This window comes from Bacillus sp. FJAT-29814, assembly GCF_001510715.1.
Classification (GTDB): Bacteria; Bacillota; Bacilli; order Bacillales; family Cytobacillaceae; genus Neobacillus.
In genome coordinates, this window is record NZ_LMTJ01000002.1 from 604,609 (window position 1) to 620,535 (window position 15,927).

The 15,927-nt window shown below is 39.7% G+C and carries 22 protein-coding genes; 7 read left to right on the top strand and 15 right to left on the bottom strand.

The annotated features are described in order from the left end of the window. Positions 1-14 precede the first annotated feature (14 nt). Complete coding sequence (locus tag AR334_RS07010) at positions 15-977, top strand: NAD(P)H-dependent glycerol-3-phosphate dehydrogenase (RefSeq protein WP_066307283.1); 963 nt, start codon at positions 15-17, stop codon at positions 975-977. Between the two features lie 182 nt (positions 978-1,159). Continuing rightward, a complete protein-coding gene (locus AR334_RS07015) occupies positions 1,160-1,558 on the top strand; it encodes a VOC family protein (protein WP_066307286.1) in 399 nt (132 codons plus the stop codon). A 112-nt stretch (positions 1,559-1,670) separates the two neighbouring features. Here AR334_RS07015 and AR334_RS07020 read toward each other — a convergent pair whose 3' ends face one another. From AR334_RS07020 to AR334_RS30735, 10 genes are all read right to left on the bottom strand, one after another. Continuing rightward, the gene (locus AR334_RS07020) at positions 1,671-2,090 is read right to left on the bottom strand and encodes a GNAT family N-acetyltransferase (RefSeq protein ID WP_066307287.1); all 420 of its coding nucleotides are present in this window, start codon (positions 2,088-2,090) and stop codon (positions 1,671-1,673) included. Between the two features lie 306 nt (positions 2,091-2,396). Continuing rightward, positions 2,397-3,059, bottom strand: coding sequence for a Type 1 glutamine amidotransferase-like domain-containing protein (locus AR334_RS07025; RefSeq protein WP_066307288.1), 663 nt, complete (start codon positions 3,057-3,059; stop codon positions 2,397-2,399). A 362-nt stretch (positions 3,060-3,421) separates the two neighbouring features. Then, complete coding sequence (locus tag AR334_RS07030) at positions 3,422-3,664, bottom strand: hypothetical protein (protein ID WP_156431209.1); 243 nt, start codon at positions 3,662-3,664, stop codon at positions 3,422-3,424. A 233-nt stretch (positions 3,665-3,897) separates the two neighbouring features. Further along, on the bottom strand, positions 3,898-5,178 hold the full coding sequence (locus AR334_RS07035; protein ID WP_066307297.1) for a TRAP transporter large permease: 1,281 nt from the start codon (positions 5,176-5,178) through the stop codon (positions 3,898-3,900). Further along, positions 5,175-5,681, bottom strand: a complete 507-nt coding sequence (locus AR334_RS07040) for a TRAP transporter small permease (protein ID WP_066307299.1) — start codon at positions 5,679-5,681, stop codon at positions 5,175-5,177. Before AR334_RS07040 ends, AR334_RS07035 begins: the two co-directional genes overlap by 4 nt. A gap of 88 nt (positions 5,682-5,769) precedes the next feature. Further along, entirely contained in the window at positions 5,770-6,828 is a 1,059-nt protein-coding gene (locus tag AR334_RS07045) for a DctP family TRAP transporter solute-binding subunit (protein ID WP_066307301.1), read from the bottom strand. Positions 6,829-6,867: 39 nt separating this feature from the next. Beyond that, on the bottom strand, positions 6,868-7,764 hold the full coding sequence (locus AR334_RS07050) for a hydroxymethylglutaryl-CoA lyase (protein WP_066307302.1): 897 nt from the start codon (positions 7,762-7,764) through the stop codon (positions 6,868-6,870). Between the two features lie 55 nt (positions 7,765-7,819). Continuing rightward, entirely contained in the window at positions 7,820-9,019 is a 1,200-nt protein-coding gene (locus AR334_RS07055) for a CaiB/BaiF CoA-transferase family protein (protein WP_066307309.1), read from the bottom strand. A gap of 50 nt (positions 9,020-9,069) precedes the next feature. Beyond that, positions 9,070-9,714: a GntR family transcriptional regulator gene (locus AR334_RS07060; protein WP_066307313.1), complete on the bottom strand. Its 645-nt coding sequence runs from the start codon at positions 9,712-9,714 to the stop codon at positions 9,070-9,072. Positions 9,715-10,058: 344 nt separating this feature from the next. Beyond that, positions 10,059-10,115 (bottom strand): YjcZ family sporulation protein, encoded by a 57-nt coding sequence (locus AR334_RS30735; RefSeq protein WP_082692838.1) that lies wholly within the window; start codon positions 10,113-10,115, stop codon positions 10,059-10,061. 94 nt (positions 10,116-10,209) lie between these two features. Here AR334_RS30735 and AR334_RS07065 point away from each other — a divergent pair, with 94 nt between their 5' ends. The 3 genes from AR334_RS07065 to AR334_RS07075 all read left to right on the top strand — a co-directional run bounded on the left by AR334_RS07065 (position 10,210) and on the right by AR334_RS07075 (position 11,917). After that, positions 10,210-10,539, top strand: a complete 330-nt coding sequence (locus AR334_RS07065) for a four-helix bundle copper-binding protein (RefSeq protein ID WP_066307315.1) — start codon at positions 10,210-10,212, stop codon at positions 10,537-10,539. A 241-nt stretch (positions 10,540-10,780) separates the two neighbouring features. Next, on the top strand, positions 10,781-10,954 hold the full coding sequence (locus AR334_RS30270) for a hypothetical protein (protein ID WP_367576353.1): 174 nt from the start codon (positions 10,781-10,783) through the stop codon (positions 10,952-10,954). Between the two features lie 66 nt (positions 10,955-11,020). Continuing rightward, positions 11,021-11,917, top strand: a complete 897-nt coding sequence (locus AR334_RS07075; protein ID WP_066307317.1) for an RCC1 repeat protein — start codon at positions 11,021-11,023, stop codon at positions 11,915-11,917. A gap of 254 nt (positions 11,918-12,171) precedes the next feature. On the opposite strand, the gene AR334_RS07080 is transcribed toward AR334_RS07075, so the two are convergent. The 4 genes from AR334_RS07080 to AR334_RS07095 form a co-directional block, all read right to left on the bottom strand. Then, positions 12,172-12,771, bottom strand: a complete 600-nt coding sequence (locus tag AR334_RS07080; RefSeq protein ID WP_253701199.1) for a VOC family protein — start codon at positions 12,769-12,771, stop codon at positions 12,172-12,174. A 34-nt stretch (positions 12,772-12,805) separates the two neighbouring features. After that, positions 12,806-13,495, bottom strand: coding sequence for a hypothetical protein (locus AR334_RS30120; protein ID WP_216638009.1), 690 nt, complete (start codon positions 13,493-13,495; stop codon positions 12,806-12,808). A 45-nt stretch (positions 13,496-13,540) separates the two neighbouring features. After that, positions 13,541-14,005 (bottom strand): hypothetical protein, encoded by a 465-nt coding sequence (locus tag AR334_RS07090; protein ID WP_066307322.1) that lies wholly within the window; start codon positions 14,003-14,005, stop codon positions 13,541-13,543. Between the two features lie 110 nt (positions 14,006-14,115). Then, positions 14,116-14,454, bottom strand: a complete 339-nt coding sequence (locus tag AR334_RS07095) for a hypothetical protein (protein WP_066307324.1) — start codon at positions 14,452-14,454, stop codon at positions 14,116-14,118. Positions 14,455-14,614: 160 nt separating this feature from the next. Between AR334_RS07095 and AR334_RS07100 the strand changes: the two genes are divergently transcribed. Next, positions 14,615-15,013 carry a (deoxy)nucleoside triphosphate pyrophosphohydrolase gene (locus tag AR334_RS07100; RefSeq protein WP_066307325.1) on the top strand — a complete coding sequence of 133 codons (399 nt, stop codon included), beginning with the start codon at positions 14,615-14,617 and terminating at the stop codon, positions 15,011-15,013. A 251-nt stretch (positions 15,014-15,264) separates the two neighbouring features. Next, on the top strand, positions 15,265-15,444 hold the full coding sequence (locus AR334_RS30740; RefSeq protein WP_172799170.1) for an IS3 family transposase: 180 nt from the start codon (positions 15,265-15,267) through the stop codon (positions 15,442-15,444). 143 nt (positions 15,445-15,587) lie between these two features. Here the strand turns inward: AR334_RS30740 and AR334_RS07110 are convergent, their stop codons facing one another. Further along, on the bottom strand, positions 15,588-15,827 hold the full coding sequence (locus tag AR334_RS07110) for a hypothetical protein (protein ID WP_066307330.1): 240 nt from the start codon (positions 15,825-15,827) through the stop codon (positions 15,588-15,590). Positions 15,828-15,927: the final 100 nt, after the last annotated feature.

The following is a 15,927-nucleotide window of genomic DNA, read 5'->3' on the forward strand; positions in this document are numbered from 1 at the left end:
ATGAGGGTGAAATATTGAACATTTCAGTTTTAGGTTGTGGACGTTGGGGAACCTTTTTGGCTTGGTATGCTAATAATGTTGGACACAAAGTAATGTTATGGGGCAGAGAAAGCTCCAAGAATTTTATTGGATTGAAAGAAACTCGAAGAAATGATTATCTTTCTTTACCGGAAGATGTAGAACTAACTATTTCATTAGAAAAGGCGATATCATTTGCTGAAATCATAATTATTTCCATTAGCGCTCAAGAATTACGTTCATTTGCAAAACAATTAAGTTCCTTGAATGCCATACAAGGTAAAACATTTATTTTGTGTATGAAGGGGCTTGAAGCTAATAGCGGAAAAAGACTTTCCAAAGTATTTGAAGAAGAGGTTGGAAAAAATGTAAATACAGCTGTATGGGTTGGACCTGGACATGTACAAGATTTCGTGAATAATATACCAAACTGTATGGTGATCGATTCTAACAATATTGATATAACAAAAAAAATTGTACAAGAGTTAAATAGCAATTTAATTAGGTTCTACTATGGGCAAGACCTGATTGGAAATGAGATTGGTGCAGCTGCAAAAAATGTAATGGGTATAGCAGCAGGAATGCTGGATGGGTTAAATTATGGCAGTTTAAAAGGATCACTTATGGCAAGGGGAACTAGGGAAATCTCTCGTCTAGTTAAAGCAATGGGCGGCAATGATGTCACTGTATATGGGTTAAGTCATCTAGGAGATTTTGAAGCAACATTATTCTCCGAGCATAGTCATAATAGAAAATTTGGACAGGCATTAGTCGAAGGAAAAAGATTTGGAAAATTAGCAGAAGGTGCCGCAACGATAAAGGCATTACGGGAATTATCCAAACAATATGACGTTCAACTTCCAATTTGTGATGCGTTATTTGAAATAATCTTTGAGAATAAAAATGCAGAGGAAATATTGAAAGATTTATTTTTACGACCAGTAAAATTTGAGTTTTAGTGAGATTATGCTTCAATTAGGGAATTAGTGGCAAAACCACTAATTAATTAGTGAAGGCAATTTTTTTGTTGAATTCACTATTTGTTAGACGGATTGAATTATTTTTGATGTCATGCCATTATTAAATTTAAGTCAACTTATAAATGGTCATTTCATTCTATTAAATAAAGGAGATGATGATAATGAAAAAAGTTACACCATTCTTAATGTTTCAAGATGGCAAAGCTGAGGAAGCGATGAATTATTACATATCAATCATGGACGATTCAGAAATTACAAGTATCATTCGTTATGGAGCGAATCAAGCGGGGGACGAAGGAACGGTCATGAAAGCTACTTTTTCCTTAAAAGGACAAGAATTTATGTGCATTGATAGTAATGTGAAGCATCAGTTTTCCTTTACTCCTTCATTTTCAATTTATGTTACTTGTGATACTGAGGAAGAAATTAACAACCTTTATGAGAGACTGATCGAGGATGGACAAGCCCTTATGCCAATTGGTGATTATGGTTTTAGCCGGAGATTTGGTTGGCTAAATGACCGGTTTGGTGTATCGTGGCAACTGAATCTTCCTTTGTAAAAGTTTGATGGTTCTTTACAATAACACAACGATCATCTGCAGGGTCATTCATGTTGCCAGGCACCATTCCAGAAAATGGATGGTTCCTGGCATCTTTTTTTGTTAATAACTGTCAGGTCAATTTTTTTTCTAAATAATACTGGTTATATCCTTTTGGGTGATCTTCAACTTTTCCAATCACCTTATATCCACATTTCTGATAAAAATCTGGTGCCTGGAAGCTAAAAGTATCTAATAATATTAACCTACAATTATTTTCTTTTGCTGTTTTTTCAATATGATTTAATAACTCTTTTCCATATCCTTTTCCTCTTAATGAATGATCAACCCATAGATACTCAATATGTAGATGGTACCAGAAAATCGTTCCAGTAATCCCCCCAACAATTTTGCCCTCATCATTTCTAAGCACGGAGCTAACTTTCATTGATGGCTGTTTTACTTCATCCGGTAGTAACGAAAGGTTGTATTCAATTACCTTTTTTCGTATATAATCACTATCTTCTTGAATCCACTGCTTATTAATTTCCATACTTCCCCTCCTTTATAAATACCATATTATATATTAAATCCTTTTTACTAGTGGTAATTTGTATAAAAAACTTAACCGCCCGTTACTTCAATAAAGTTCAACAAAAAGAAGCGTTCATCCCTTCTTGGATCAACACTCCCGTTTCTTTAAGTAAATTATTCAAGTTGCATTCGTAATTATATAATTTTTATGATTGAAACTAAGATACGAGCTGCGGACATGGCAACCGACAAATGTTTGCCGGTCAAACAAGTTCATCACAAGAATCTCGCCTACGTTTTTTATATGTTTAGCGGCGGAGTAATATCAGGGGGAAAACAGTTTCCAATGCCCTTCGGAGACAACTTCCACCGCTCCGTCGATCACTTTGATGGCGGTTTTATCATCAATTGCATACGCCGGCCCCTGCATCTTGGCGGCCCATCTCTCTGCAGCAGCCATGGTGTTTCCCGGCAGCATCTCGTGATCCAGGTGCGGAAACATTGCAAAATCGACCAGTCCCAGCGTTTCATCACCACCGTTGGGTGGAGTCCAGCCAACGAAGTATTCCCCGATGTTAGGTGCCATCACCATGCTCCCGGCGCTCAGTCCCACATAGACTGCGCGCAGCGACGGCAAAAGGTCTGCCAATCCGGATTGCCGCATCCAGTAACATAGATACAAGGGGTCACCGCCATTCACTAGCAGAACGTCAGTCTCCTTGACCGTAGGGACCCAAAGCTCTTTATCGATGCTGGGCAGCGCGGTGAGCTCAAGCACCCCCATTGACTTCCAGCCAAGCTCACACATCGGTGTGGTGGCCTGTCCACTGAAGAACTGCCATGCTTTGCCTGCACCACCGGGTATGGCGTACAACCCAGTGGTAATGCAGAGGGCATTTACCTCGTCAATCGGTTTGCCTAGCATGTCAACCAGCGTGTCGTGTATACTCTTGTTCTTGATGCCTGCAGATGTAAGCAGAAATTTCATAACCCAACCCCCTATCGTTATAATATTCTATCTCTTTAGTATATTCCGAAAAGCAAGCACCTTCAAGCATAACCTTGACTCGATAGCGCACAATGAAATCAGACATTTAAATAAACATTCTATATAAAATTGTGGATTGGACTCTGTATTGTACAAGGGTTCAATCCTTTTTGCTTTATTTTTTAGGAAGAAAATATTATTTAAATCTCGGGGTTTATATGCTTTTGCTTTTTCGATTACCGTGGCGAGCTCAATTCTTTACTTTTCTTAAATTACCTTTTTCCAATAACCTCTTTCCTTGCTTCAATAAGGAAAAAGCGTTCTTCCAGTTGAAGAAACGCACCATTTTCTAGAATAAACTTTTATGGTTCACTAATCCCTAATGCAAGTAAAAGAAAATAAGCAAATACTAATACTGCACCGTTTAGTATAATTCCTGTAATAACAAACCACAGCTTTTTAGATAAGATAGCAAAGATAATTCCAAGTACAGAAAGCACAGTGAACACGCTTATGCCCAAAGTTAAGTTAGCATTAGGTCCTCTTATTATAAAGAAAAAAAAGATACTTATAGCTACTGTTAATAGTGATAAAACTCCCAATATATTCTTTTCCTTTTTCTTCCTCAAAATTCTGCAACCCCTTGTAGAAATTTTTTTAATGTTACATTATTCAACGTATGTCCTTGTTTTATATGAGATCAATTAGTGTACTAACCACGTTTGTGGAACAAGAAAAGCGACTGCTTTCATCCACTAATAGGAAGTTTTATTAAATCAATTAAACTGCCTGACACACAAAAACCGGCACCCTAAAGATGCCGGTTAAGTGCTGTTCTCTATTTAATATTCCCCGTATTCGTAAGAAATGTGACGATTTCTGGGAATATCGCAAGCAGTCCGATGAATAAGATCATGATAATCGCATATGGAAAAACACCTTTAACAATTTCTGACATGGTGGCAGATTTGTCTACTCCCTTTAATACGAATAAATTTAATCCGACAGGTGGTGTAATTAATGCTAATTCCATATTAACAACTAAAATAATAGCGAACCAGATTGGATCAAAACCTAAAGATGTAATAATTGGATATAAAATTGGCACCGTAATCACGATAATGGAAACGGTCTCTAAGAAACACCCAAGAATCAGCAATACGATATTGATTAATATAAAGATGACCCAAGGGGAAACATCCCATGATGTAGTCATTTCCGTAATAGTCTGCGGGATTCTTAGAACCGTTAAAATAAAGCCAAGCAGCATGGCACCAACAATAATGAAAAGAATCATGGCATTTGTTTGAACAGTTGAAAATAAGATTTCTTTCATATTTTTAAACGTTAAATTTTTATAGGCTAATCCAGCGACTAATAAGCTAATGACTACCCCCACTGCTGCCGCTTCCGTTGGTGTAAACAGGCCTGAATAAATTCCGCCGATAATAATAACTGGCAGGATTAACCCCCATATAGCCTTTTTGGATGCTTCGAGTCTTTCCCCCCATGTAGCAGGTGCTTCCTTAATATGTCTTGTCTGCCAAGAGGCAAAAATGGTGAAAAGTAATGTAAGGAGCAATCCTGGAACAATACCTGCAATGAAAAGTTTGCCTACCGATTCTCCAGTGATATTTCCATAAAGAATCATTGGAACGCTAGGCGGGATCAAAATTCCTAATGTACCGCCTGCGGCTACTAAACCTAATACATATTTTTTCGTATAACCCCGTTTAACCATTTCTGGAATTGCCACTGAACCAACGGTTATAGCCGTTGCCACACTTGAACCTGAAATAGCAGCAAAAATGGCACAGCAGAAAATCGTTCCAATCGCGAGCCCGCCAGGTAAATGCCGGAACCATTTGCTTGCCATTTCATATAAATCTTTGCCTACACCACAAACTAATAGGATCTGGCTCATTAATACATATAATGGAAGAGCCGTTAGCTCAAATGAATCTAATGCCTTATAAGAAATAATCGGTATTTGATTGAAAGCTAGTGTTCCGCCATTAAAGAAATACATTCCGCCTATCGTAAGCAACCCTAATGTAAAGGCAACGGGCAGACCAATTAATAGGAGAGTCCCCATTCCTCCAAGGAAAAATATATTCATGCGTGAGTCTCTCCTTTCCCGCGTAAACAATCAATGATTTGTAAGATAAATGCCAGGCAAAGCAATACCCCGCCGATCGGAAGCATCATTTCCGGTATATACATCGGCACCCTTAATAGTGATGAAGAGGTTGTTCCAATTGCATAAGTCCCTTGGACATGCAGAATCGAGTAATAGGTGAAAATGACACTAAAAAGGAGCCCTAGCAGATTGGAGATCACCTCCAAAATATTTTTCACTTTAAGCGGTACCGCATTGGTTACAAGATCCACTGTAATATGCGAAAAGGTTCTTAGTGCGTATCCGCTTCCGATAAAACAGCTTCCAATCAACGAATAAATCGATAATTCCGTCGCAAATATCGTTGGTGAATTGAAAATAGCACGAGACACGATCTCATAAAAGATCATTCCCGTCATAAGCACTACGAATAAGCCTGAAATCATTCCCCCAAGCTGAATGATCCTATCGATGAATTTATAAAGCGTCTTAAACGAACTCATTTTCCCCTCCAAACTATGTCAGCAACAACATTATTGAAAATTCACCCGGGAGAAGATCCTCCCAGGTGATTCTATCATTCTACTATTTTTAGTTTTGACTTTCGGCAAGGTCTAGAAGTTCCTTACCAAGCTCTCCCGCTTGTTTTTCGAAAATATCATAGACTGGTTTAGCTTCGTCCTTCCAAACTTTTAGATCTTCTTTAGGAACGACGTACACTTCCACACCCTTGTTTTCAAGTTCCTTAGCCGTTCTCGTATCTTCCGCCTTTGTTTGTTCACGAATCCATTTTTCTGTTTCAGCAGCCGTTTCCTCAATTAACTTTTGTGTTTTGGCAGGAAGCTTATCCCAATACCCTTTATTTACGGCTAAAATAAACTCTAAATAGGCATAATTGTTAATGGTTAAATATTTAACCACTTCATCATATTTTCTTTGCAGCATCGCAGTTGTTCCAGATGTTGCACCATCAACGGTTTTACGCTGCAAGGCCATATAAACTTCCCCGGCGCCCATAAATACTGGAGAAGCTCCATATGCTTTAATGAGTTCTGATGGAATGTCACCTATACTTCTGATCTTTAAGCCTTTAAAATCTCCAGGAGATTTAAGCGGTCTAACATTATTAGCAAATTGAGCGAAACCATAGTCAGCAAATATTAATACCTTTGCGCCTTTTTCTTCCATAGCAGACCTTAGTTTCTCACCCATTTCACCTGAAAGCGCCTTACCAGCAGCGTCATAATCATGGAAAACATAAGGGACGTCAAAGATACCCATGGAAGGAACGGTTGAAGCCCACAGTGTTGCCGAGTTTAATCCCATCTCTACCCCGCCTGTCAGGATCGACTGGTTCATTTCCTTATCACTTAATAACTGTCCAGCTGGATATACTTGCACTTTTACCTTACCGCCGGATTTTTCCGTAACGTTTTTTGCAAATTGTTCAATACCAACAGAGACGTGATGGTCTTGTGGAAGATTGTACGCTAAACGAATGGTAGCTTCTTCGTACCCGTCTCCACCGCCGCTCTCTTCAGCTTTGTCTCCTTTAGCAGGAGCTGCTTGATTTGTTGCCTTTCCCCCACATGCTGTCAAAATTCCCATTAATAAAACTAAGGCTAGAAAACTTGAGATTACCTTCTTCATTTTATATCCCTTTCCCCTCAACTATTTTTTTGTTTAGTATTAGCACCCTTTTACTTTATGAACATGACCCGTCAATTCCCGATTTGTAAATGGTTTCAATAATTCGACGCAAGCTAGAAGCTGACCGAAGTCAATTCCCGTATCAATGCCCATTTCATGCATCATGAAAACAAGATCCTCTGTTGCCGCATTGCCAGCTGCACCAGGGGCAAATGGGCACCCGCCAAGACCGCCGATCGAAGCATCAAACCGAGTGACCCCCGCTTCTAACGCAGCCATGACATTTCCCAGTGCCAAGCCATACGTATCGTGAAAATGAGCAGAAATATGTGACTTTGTTTTTAATGAAATGACAGCCTGAAATAACTCGAAAACCTGCTTTGGATTCGCTCTGCCGATGGTATCGGCAAGAACTATTTCATCTGCACCGAGCCTTTCTGCTTCCTCGACCATTTTGAGAACCAAGTCCGCATCTACTTTTCCCTCAAACGGGCACCAAAAAGCCGTGGCAATACTATAGCGGATAAACATATCATGTGCTTTTGCTTTTTCGATTACCGAGGCAAGGTTCGTCATCGATTGCTCCCGGCTCATTTTTACATTTTTTAAATTAAAGCTGTCACTTGCACCTACTACCAGTGATAGGGAATCAACACCGCTTTCGATCGCCCGGTCATACCCCTTCTCATTTGGAATTAGCGCCATATATTGAACGGAAGGTTTTTTTTCTATGCCATTTAGAACTTCCTTTGCGTCCTTCATTTGCGGCACATATGCCGGATGAACGAAAGAAACGGCTTCCATCCGTTTAATTCCTGTTTTGCTAAGTGCATTGATCAACTCTATTTTCTTTTCGGTCGAGATAAAATTGGCTTCATTCTGAATTCCATCCCTGGGCCCGACTTCGATGATTTCTACCTTATCCGGAAGGTTCATAAGACATCCCCTTTTTTATTGTGAGAAATTCCCTGTTTTATAAATGGAATGGAATCTAAATAACCCCTTTTGCTTTTAGATCATTCATTTGCTCTTCCGTCAGGCCAAGCTTATCGCCAAGAATGTCACTGGTGTGCTGCCCCAATTCTGGTCCTGCCCACTCGATTTCCCCAGGGGTTTCACTCATTTTTGGGACAACTCCCGGCATCTTCAACATACCAAGGCCATCAACGGCTACTTCCTGAATCATTTTCCTGGCTTGGTAATGCGGGTCATTGACGATATCCTCTACAGAATAAATGGAACCAGCCGGGACCCCCGCTTTATCTAAGGATTCCTTAACTGCCTCAAATGGCAAACTTTTCGCCCATTCTTCGATCAGACCGTCTAAGAATGCAGCATGTTCAGACCGTTTGGCATTGTTTTCAAAGCGCGGATCCTCGGCAATGTCCTCTCGGCCCATTGCATGCATCAGCCTTTTAAAAATGGCATCCCCATTCGCACCAATTACGATATAGGTGCCATCTGAACAAACATATGTATTCGATGGTGTAATTCCCGGCAGCATACTTCCCGATCTTTCCCGAATCAATCCTGCACGGTCATATTCGGGAAGAACGCTTTCCATTAAACTAAACACCGATTCATATAGAGCAACGTCAATGACCTGTCCCTCACCTGTGCCATTCACATCACGATGGTAAACAGCCATTAAGGCACCGATCACCGCATAAAGCGATGACAAGGAATCTCCAAGACTTACACCTACTCGTACCGGCGGACGATCTGGATAGCCCGTGATATAGCGAAGACCTCCCATCGCTTCCCCAATCGAGCCAAAACCCGGTCTATCTTTGTAAGGACCATCCTGACCATATCCGGACACCCGAATCATCACCAGACCTGGGTTAATTTTCTTTAATTCTTCGTATCCGAGACCCCACTTTTCCAATGTCCCGGGGCGAAAGTTCTCTATTAAAATATCAATTTCTTTCACCAGCCCGCGGATCAGCTCTTGTCCTTCATGGTGCTTCAGGTCAATGGTAATCGACTTTTTGTTCCTGGATTGAACATACCACCATAGACTTGTCCCGTTTTCCATCACCCGCCATGTTCGGATGGGATCACCCTTAGCGGGAGGTTCAACTTTTATCACCTCAGCGCCAAATTCAGCTAATAGCCGGGAGGCAAATGGACCGGCAATGAGCTGTCCCATTTCCAGCACTTTTAAACCTTCCAACGCTTTTTTCCCCATATGTCTTCATCCCCCCATAGTCTCAATCTGTTTAAAATGAAAGAAGATTTCTAGTTATAAAGTGATATAAGTGCCTTTAAATCATGCTCAATGTGTTCAAGCATTACCTTTGCTGCTTTATCCCCATCCCTTTCTTTAAGGGCTGAAAGGATGCGTGAATGTTCTTCGATCGGGCTCTCATCATGCATGGCTTCTTTCACCACACTGTTCCTTAGGTAGGTCACTTTATCGCGAATCATATTCGTTAATGAAATCAGTTGGCGGTTACCGGATGAATTCAAGATAATCTCGTGAAATTTAATACTCAATTCCACTACTCTATTTTTATCCTGTTTTAACCAGGCTGTTTTCGTTTCTTCCACAATCGTTTCCAGCATGTCTAATTCGGAAGAATCAATTTTTTGAGCAGCTAATTTTGCTGCAAGCGATTCCATTTGCTGCCGCACTTGATAAATATCAATCATATCGGATGTTGATGGGCTGAACACATGGATGGCGTTCCCTTGCTGCACAAGCAACTCATCTTGAATAAGGATTTTTAAAGCCTCACGCACCGGTCCACGGCTGGTGCCGAATTCTTCCGCCAGTTTTGTTTCTACCAATCTTTCACCTGGAGTGTAATCACCTTCCAATAAACGCTTTTTTAATATTTGATAGATTTGGGTATTTAGGTTATCTCTAACAATTGTTGACAATGAAAGCGCCACCTTTCCGAACCGCCTCGCGACCGTTCTCTTAACACTTTTTTAATATTAAGATAATTCTGGTTAACTGTCAACAGTCAACATTCAGTATATTTAATATTTTCGGAAGATTTATTTAAAAAAATAATCTACAAAAGCTTCTGCCGCTGCTTGAAAAATTCACTAGCAGCATTTAGTAATGATATGTAAAACAGCTAAAAAAGGATGAATACACATTACCGGTTGACCCAAAAATGCCAATGAAAGATAAAAAAGAAGCGTGGTGGTCACGCTTCCTAACTCAGTAAGCTTGTAATAGCCTATTCTAGGTGAATCGAGGCTCCTATATTACAAACTTAGTAGGTCATATAAATTGAACCCACAATAATTAACAAAATAAACAGGACTCTTATTGGAGATTAGTTGAATAAGGAAAGACATGTTTAACCTCAAATAGGTTAGGTTATTAAACGTATTGTAACTAAAATTTTGAGGAGGTTATTTTTAATGTCTCACGAACAATATCAATCCGTTTTGGAAGCACTGCATGAATGTATGGTTGCGTGTAATCACTGTTACGACGCCTGCTTAAAGGAAGAAAATATAAATATGATGGCGGAATGTATTCGCTTAGATAGAGAATGTGCGGAAATTTGTGCTTATTTAGAACAGGCGATTAGCAGAGGAACGCCATTTATTTCTGAATTAACACAAGTATGTGCCACTATTTGCGAAGCTTGTGGAAGCGAGTGTAAAAAACATCAGCATGAACATTGTCAAAAGTGTGCAGAGGCTTGTTTAAAATGTGCGGATGCTTGTAGGAAGTTAACTGCGTAACTCTATGGGAATTCTGCTCTACCACCACTACCGATGAAAAGGTGCCTTCTTATTAAAGGATGGCACCTCATTTTTTTGAGGGACCTTATGTATCTGATTTATTAATTTTCCATAATTTGCACTATAATACATGAAAGAAGCAATACATTACATTGGAATACTTTAAGGTTCATATACTCTCGTTAGACCACGATTTAGGTGAAGATATGAATCGAAATTACTTCCAATAGGATATGATTTGGTGAAGTACATCTGTGAAAAGGGGTTACGTGCTGATAAAATCTACCTTCATACAGATAATGTTGTAGGAAGAAAAAATATGTTTCAGACGCTAAAAGCAGCCCAAAGAAGAGGCTTTATAGAGAATGATAAAGAGATCTATCATTATTCAATAACACCCAATAAATACTCATGATTGAAAACGTGAAGAAAAAAGAAACAGCAGAAGATTCTTTAAATGGTATTTTTGGTAGCGGATTAAATGGATTACATTTCACCAAAAGGAGCGGTGTTAAAGATGAAACGATGGCCGAAAGATACCATAGCGGCGGGTCGTCGTCATACCGTTGGGCTTAAATCGGACGGTACGGTGATGACTGTCGGAGATAATAAATATCGCCAATGTGATGTAAGCGGCTGGCGAGATATGATCGCTGTCGCAGCTGGTAATGTTCATATGGCGACGAACACGGGTAATGCCCATACAATTGGTCTTAAATCTGACAGTACGGTGGCGGCTACGGGTTGGAATCAGTATGGTCAATGCGATGTAAGTGATTGGCGAGATATCGTGGCGATTGCGGCGGGTTGGCGTTTTACCATTGGGCTTAAATCGGATGGCACGGTGGTAGATGTAGGCCGAAATAATGAAGGCCAATGCAATGTAGGTGACTGGCGAGATATCGTGGCGGTCGCGGCGGGTGACTGGCATACCGTCGGGCTTAAATTGGACGGCACGGTGACGGCAGTGGGTAATAATCGGTATCGCCAATGCAATGTAAGCGGCTGGTGCGATATGGTGGCGGTTGCGGCGGGTTATCTTCATACCATCGGGCTTAAATCGGACGGAACCGTGGCGGCTGTGGGTTTAAATAAACATGGCCAATGCGATGTAAACGGCTGGCAGGATATCGCAGCGATTGCGGCGGGTAGTAATCATACCATCGGCCTTAGATCGGACGGAACCGTGGCGGCTGTAGGTTGGAATAAATATGGCCAATGTAATGTAAGTGATTGGCGAGATATCGTGGCGGTTGCTGCGGGTTGCGCTCATACCCTCGGCATTAAATCGGACGGCACCGTGGTTGCTGTGGGTGATAATGAATATGGCCAATGCGATGTAAGCGGCTGGCGCGGCATCCGACTGCCCGGCAATTAGTCTTCGTTTAAAAAGGATATAGTTCCTGCAACTAATAAATCCCAAAAAGGATTAACCATAAAAGAAAAAAATTTCCTCTATAGCTAAAACAGGAGCGATAATCCAGAAAGGATTATCGTATTTTTGTTGAAGTAATTAAGCTAATGTTGCAGGCTAGCCTAATAAAAATAAGAGAAGCCATAAAAATGCTCCTCCAATTTAAAATTCACTTTTATCTTAAGAATCTACAACTTCCAAGTCCCCATAAAGCATTATTAGTTATTACAGATCATTAACACGTTCCCATCCAAATCTTTAAAGTTAAAATAGGCAAAATCACCAATACGCTCTATTTCTTTGACAATGGTAATTCCCTTATTTTTTACAAATCGATGCGCTTCATCGATATCTTGGACATAGAAGTTGAATAAAACATGCTCCGAGGGTTTTAATGTAAAACCCGGGTCAAAAGTGTGATCATCCAGAGTCAGTCCGGTTTCAGAGGTGACAGGGATGTTATGAACAGGAGATTTAACCTGAACCTCGTCAAAAGGTAATCCAAGTAAGTCGCAATACCATTTTACTGACTTTTTGAGATCATTCACATGAATAAAAACGTTGTTCACCTTACAAGCAATGGGAGACGCAAATAACCGATACCGCCCCGATGACACCCTCTCCAAAACCCGGTATTCCTCACTCACATTTGATGAACGATTCCCACCTAACGATTCAGGAACCATATCGGCCATAGCTGTCCCTGGGTCCTTCCATGTATTCGGATACTCGGCTTGAATCCAATCATTCACATCCCCAATGGTGCCTTCCCCGCCTAAAGCCTCCAATGCTAAAATAATAGCTTGATAGTGGTTCATATTAACACGTCCCCTTCTATTGTTGTTCGTCTTCTTACCATGTCCATTCCGCCAATAATTGTGTTGCTTTTACCTTTCGCCCTGTTTGGGGATTAACCGTATCGGAAATCCTCACGATCCCAGCCTCGGCCAAAACATCGGAAATGATATTGGCGGTTCTAAGATCAAATTCCATTCTCTTTTTTATTTCTAAATCCAATCCCTCTGGTGTCCTGCTTCTTACATCATTCCGGCAATTCTGTGACAGCCATTTCGCTGGAGCATCATTCAAAGACTCTACCGCTACCTTGATCAACTTATCGGTAATCCTAATTCCACGGCAATGGTATGGAAGAGGAATTCCCAGTTTCTCAGTAATTCTTTCGAGGAGTTCCTCCGGAATGGGCTGTTTAGTATCTGAAAAGCCGGAAGTTCTAATTTCTTTTCCTACGATAAAATCCTCTTCGCTTATCTCTCTTTTTTCAGAGACTAATAGGGAGTCGAATGCCGTGAGAAGCTCTTGAATCTCAGCCTGTTCATTTATAATAGCCAAGCTTCTTTTGTATTCCGCTTCGCCTTTGTATCTTGTAATCTCGAACCATTTTGTTTCGTCTTCTTTACTATTTAAATACATCGTATGGAAGTCCAAAAATTTGTTATATACCTCCGCTGCCTTCTCTTGAAGATGCATGAACTCTTCTACTTTATTCTTCAGAATGTGATATTGATAAACTTTAACAAACACTGATTCTCAACTCCAGTCCTTGCTATGCCACTCTCTTCTCTTAGATTAATCACCAAAATTATTAAGCCATTTTATATACTTCGGCTTATTTCTTTCATACCATTCACTACATACAAAATATCTTTCGCCATTGATTATGATGTCATCTTTCCAATACCGGTTATAGCCATTTACTTTTCTTTGTTCAGATAATGATGTTCTCCAGTCAATCTTTTTTAAAAAAGGATAATTAATATCAAACGTATATTTGCTGTACCTTTCATCCTGCAGCTTTGTTACCATTTCATCAGAAAGCGCTTGAGAGGCTACTAAATTTTTGAAGGTGGTATTTACCAATATCCCCACTTTTAAACCCGCATGTTTATCTATAACCCCTGTGGGACTTTGTTGCTTTTGCTCATTTTCTCGTAGCCACTTTTTCATATACTTTATTTTGCTTTCTTGTGAGAGTCCATCCACGTTTGCTTTAATCAATTCTATAAACTTTGTTTTAAAGGACAATTTGTCCAAAAAAACACCCCCATTTTTCTATCAAAACTTAGCTTTTATCTTTAGTTAACGGTAGCAGCTGTTTCCAAACCTAAGAATACTCCGTTCTATCAACGTTTCTGTGACTGAAATTATATTCTTATCTGTTTAGCTGCAGCAGAAATTAGAGCAAAGATGTAAGCTGTATTCTGTGATTTTTGTATTGCCTCTTGCCGGACTCCCGCCTCACCTTTTAACCATCGATCATAGTAACCGAACACAAACTCAAAATCCTTGTAGCTAATTTTTCTTTCTTTAGAGATCCTGACACTTGGGCTATTCGTTTTTGCTTTACGAATGATTAAATAATTCCCTTGAACTCCCACCTGGAACCACAAAGGTATACTTTGATTTTTAGGTACTGTATGTATTTCAAATTCTGCTTCTTGTGCTTGTTTTACCAGTTCGCTCCATAATGCTTTTGCTTCCATTTCCTCACTCCTTTTAGTACAATTTTCCATATCCTATTTAAATTATAGCAAAGACCTTTCATTTAAAAACTAAGAAAGTTTAATGAATCAACCTAGCATGAAATTCATCTAATAAAAAATGATATGATGATCTAGAATCATTAATTTGCAGGAGGATTCAATGAAAAAGCAGATTAAAGTAGTCGCAGCGATTATTGAAAACGAACAACAAGAGATCCTATGTGCATTACGATCGCCGGAAATGTCTCTTCCAAACAGATGGGAGTTTCCAGGTGGGAAAGTGGAAGCTAATGAGGACATCTACTCAGCCCTTGAGAGAGAGATAAGGGAAGAGTTAGACTGTAAAATTGAGACATTTAAAGAGGTATTTAATGATAACACTCACGAATACGAAACCATCTTCATTCATTTAATTTCTATTAAGTGTAGAGTGGTGGAAGGTACACCGACACCGAGTGAGCATTCCAAGTTGATCTGGCTAAAAAGAGAAAATCTTGAATCGTTAAAATGGGCTCCGGCTGATATTCCAGCGGTTGAACAATTAATCCATGAAAAATAGTCTTCTTGATAGGAGAAGACTACGCTTTTTGGGATCCGCATCCTCACTCATATTTCATAGATAATCATATTCCTTCAAGACATCTCGAATAAACCGACTGCTTTCTTTCATAAAGATCTCGACATTCCATTCAATATTAATTTTTTATGCACTTTGTGTAATATTCGATGAACCGATAATGACCTTATTGCAAGGTTAGATATGGGGACTACTATTTTCAGTTAAAACCGATGAGAAAGAATGATTTGTACATGGAACAGACAATAACTTCTATTAGACTCAAATATGAAAAGTATTACCTGGAGAAATACGAGAAATTTGAAGAACGATTTACGGCAATAGCTGAGTACATACGCTTTTATAAGCATAACTGGTACCAAAAACGATTAAACGGCCTCAGTCCTAGGGAATATAGGGCTAAAGCCGCTTAAATTCTTTTTATTATTTCTACTGTCTACTTGACAGGGTGCAGTTCAACCATACTGAGCCATTTTTTTAAATACTACTTTATATAAGGGTCAATTATTTATATTCCGCTATCGGTACTCTCAACTCTAAATGCTTGCTGTGACTATTAAGGACTTTTACGCTCACATTGAAAGGAATGGAAAAAATGAACTCCATCATCAATAGTACCAGGTGTAAAAGAAGAAATATTTCGTCCGAAATTCCCACCATTTTCTTTTGCGGATTGTGCTAAGAGAGCAGTTCCTTGACCAAAACCCTTACAACCAGGACTGTCAGCAGCAAATGCAGAACCTCCAAACGCCATCATCAACGCAGACAGCATAAAACCAGCCACAAGTTTTTTCATCCAAACACCCCCCTGTTCACTTTTGAGAACAAAATATCACCTATTAAGAGTTACAGACCATGACTAACTGTATGCAAATATTTTCCCCGCGACAAATATA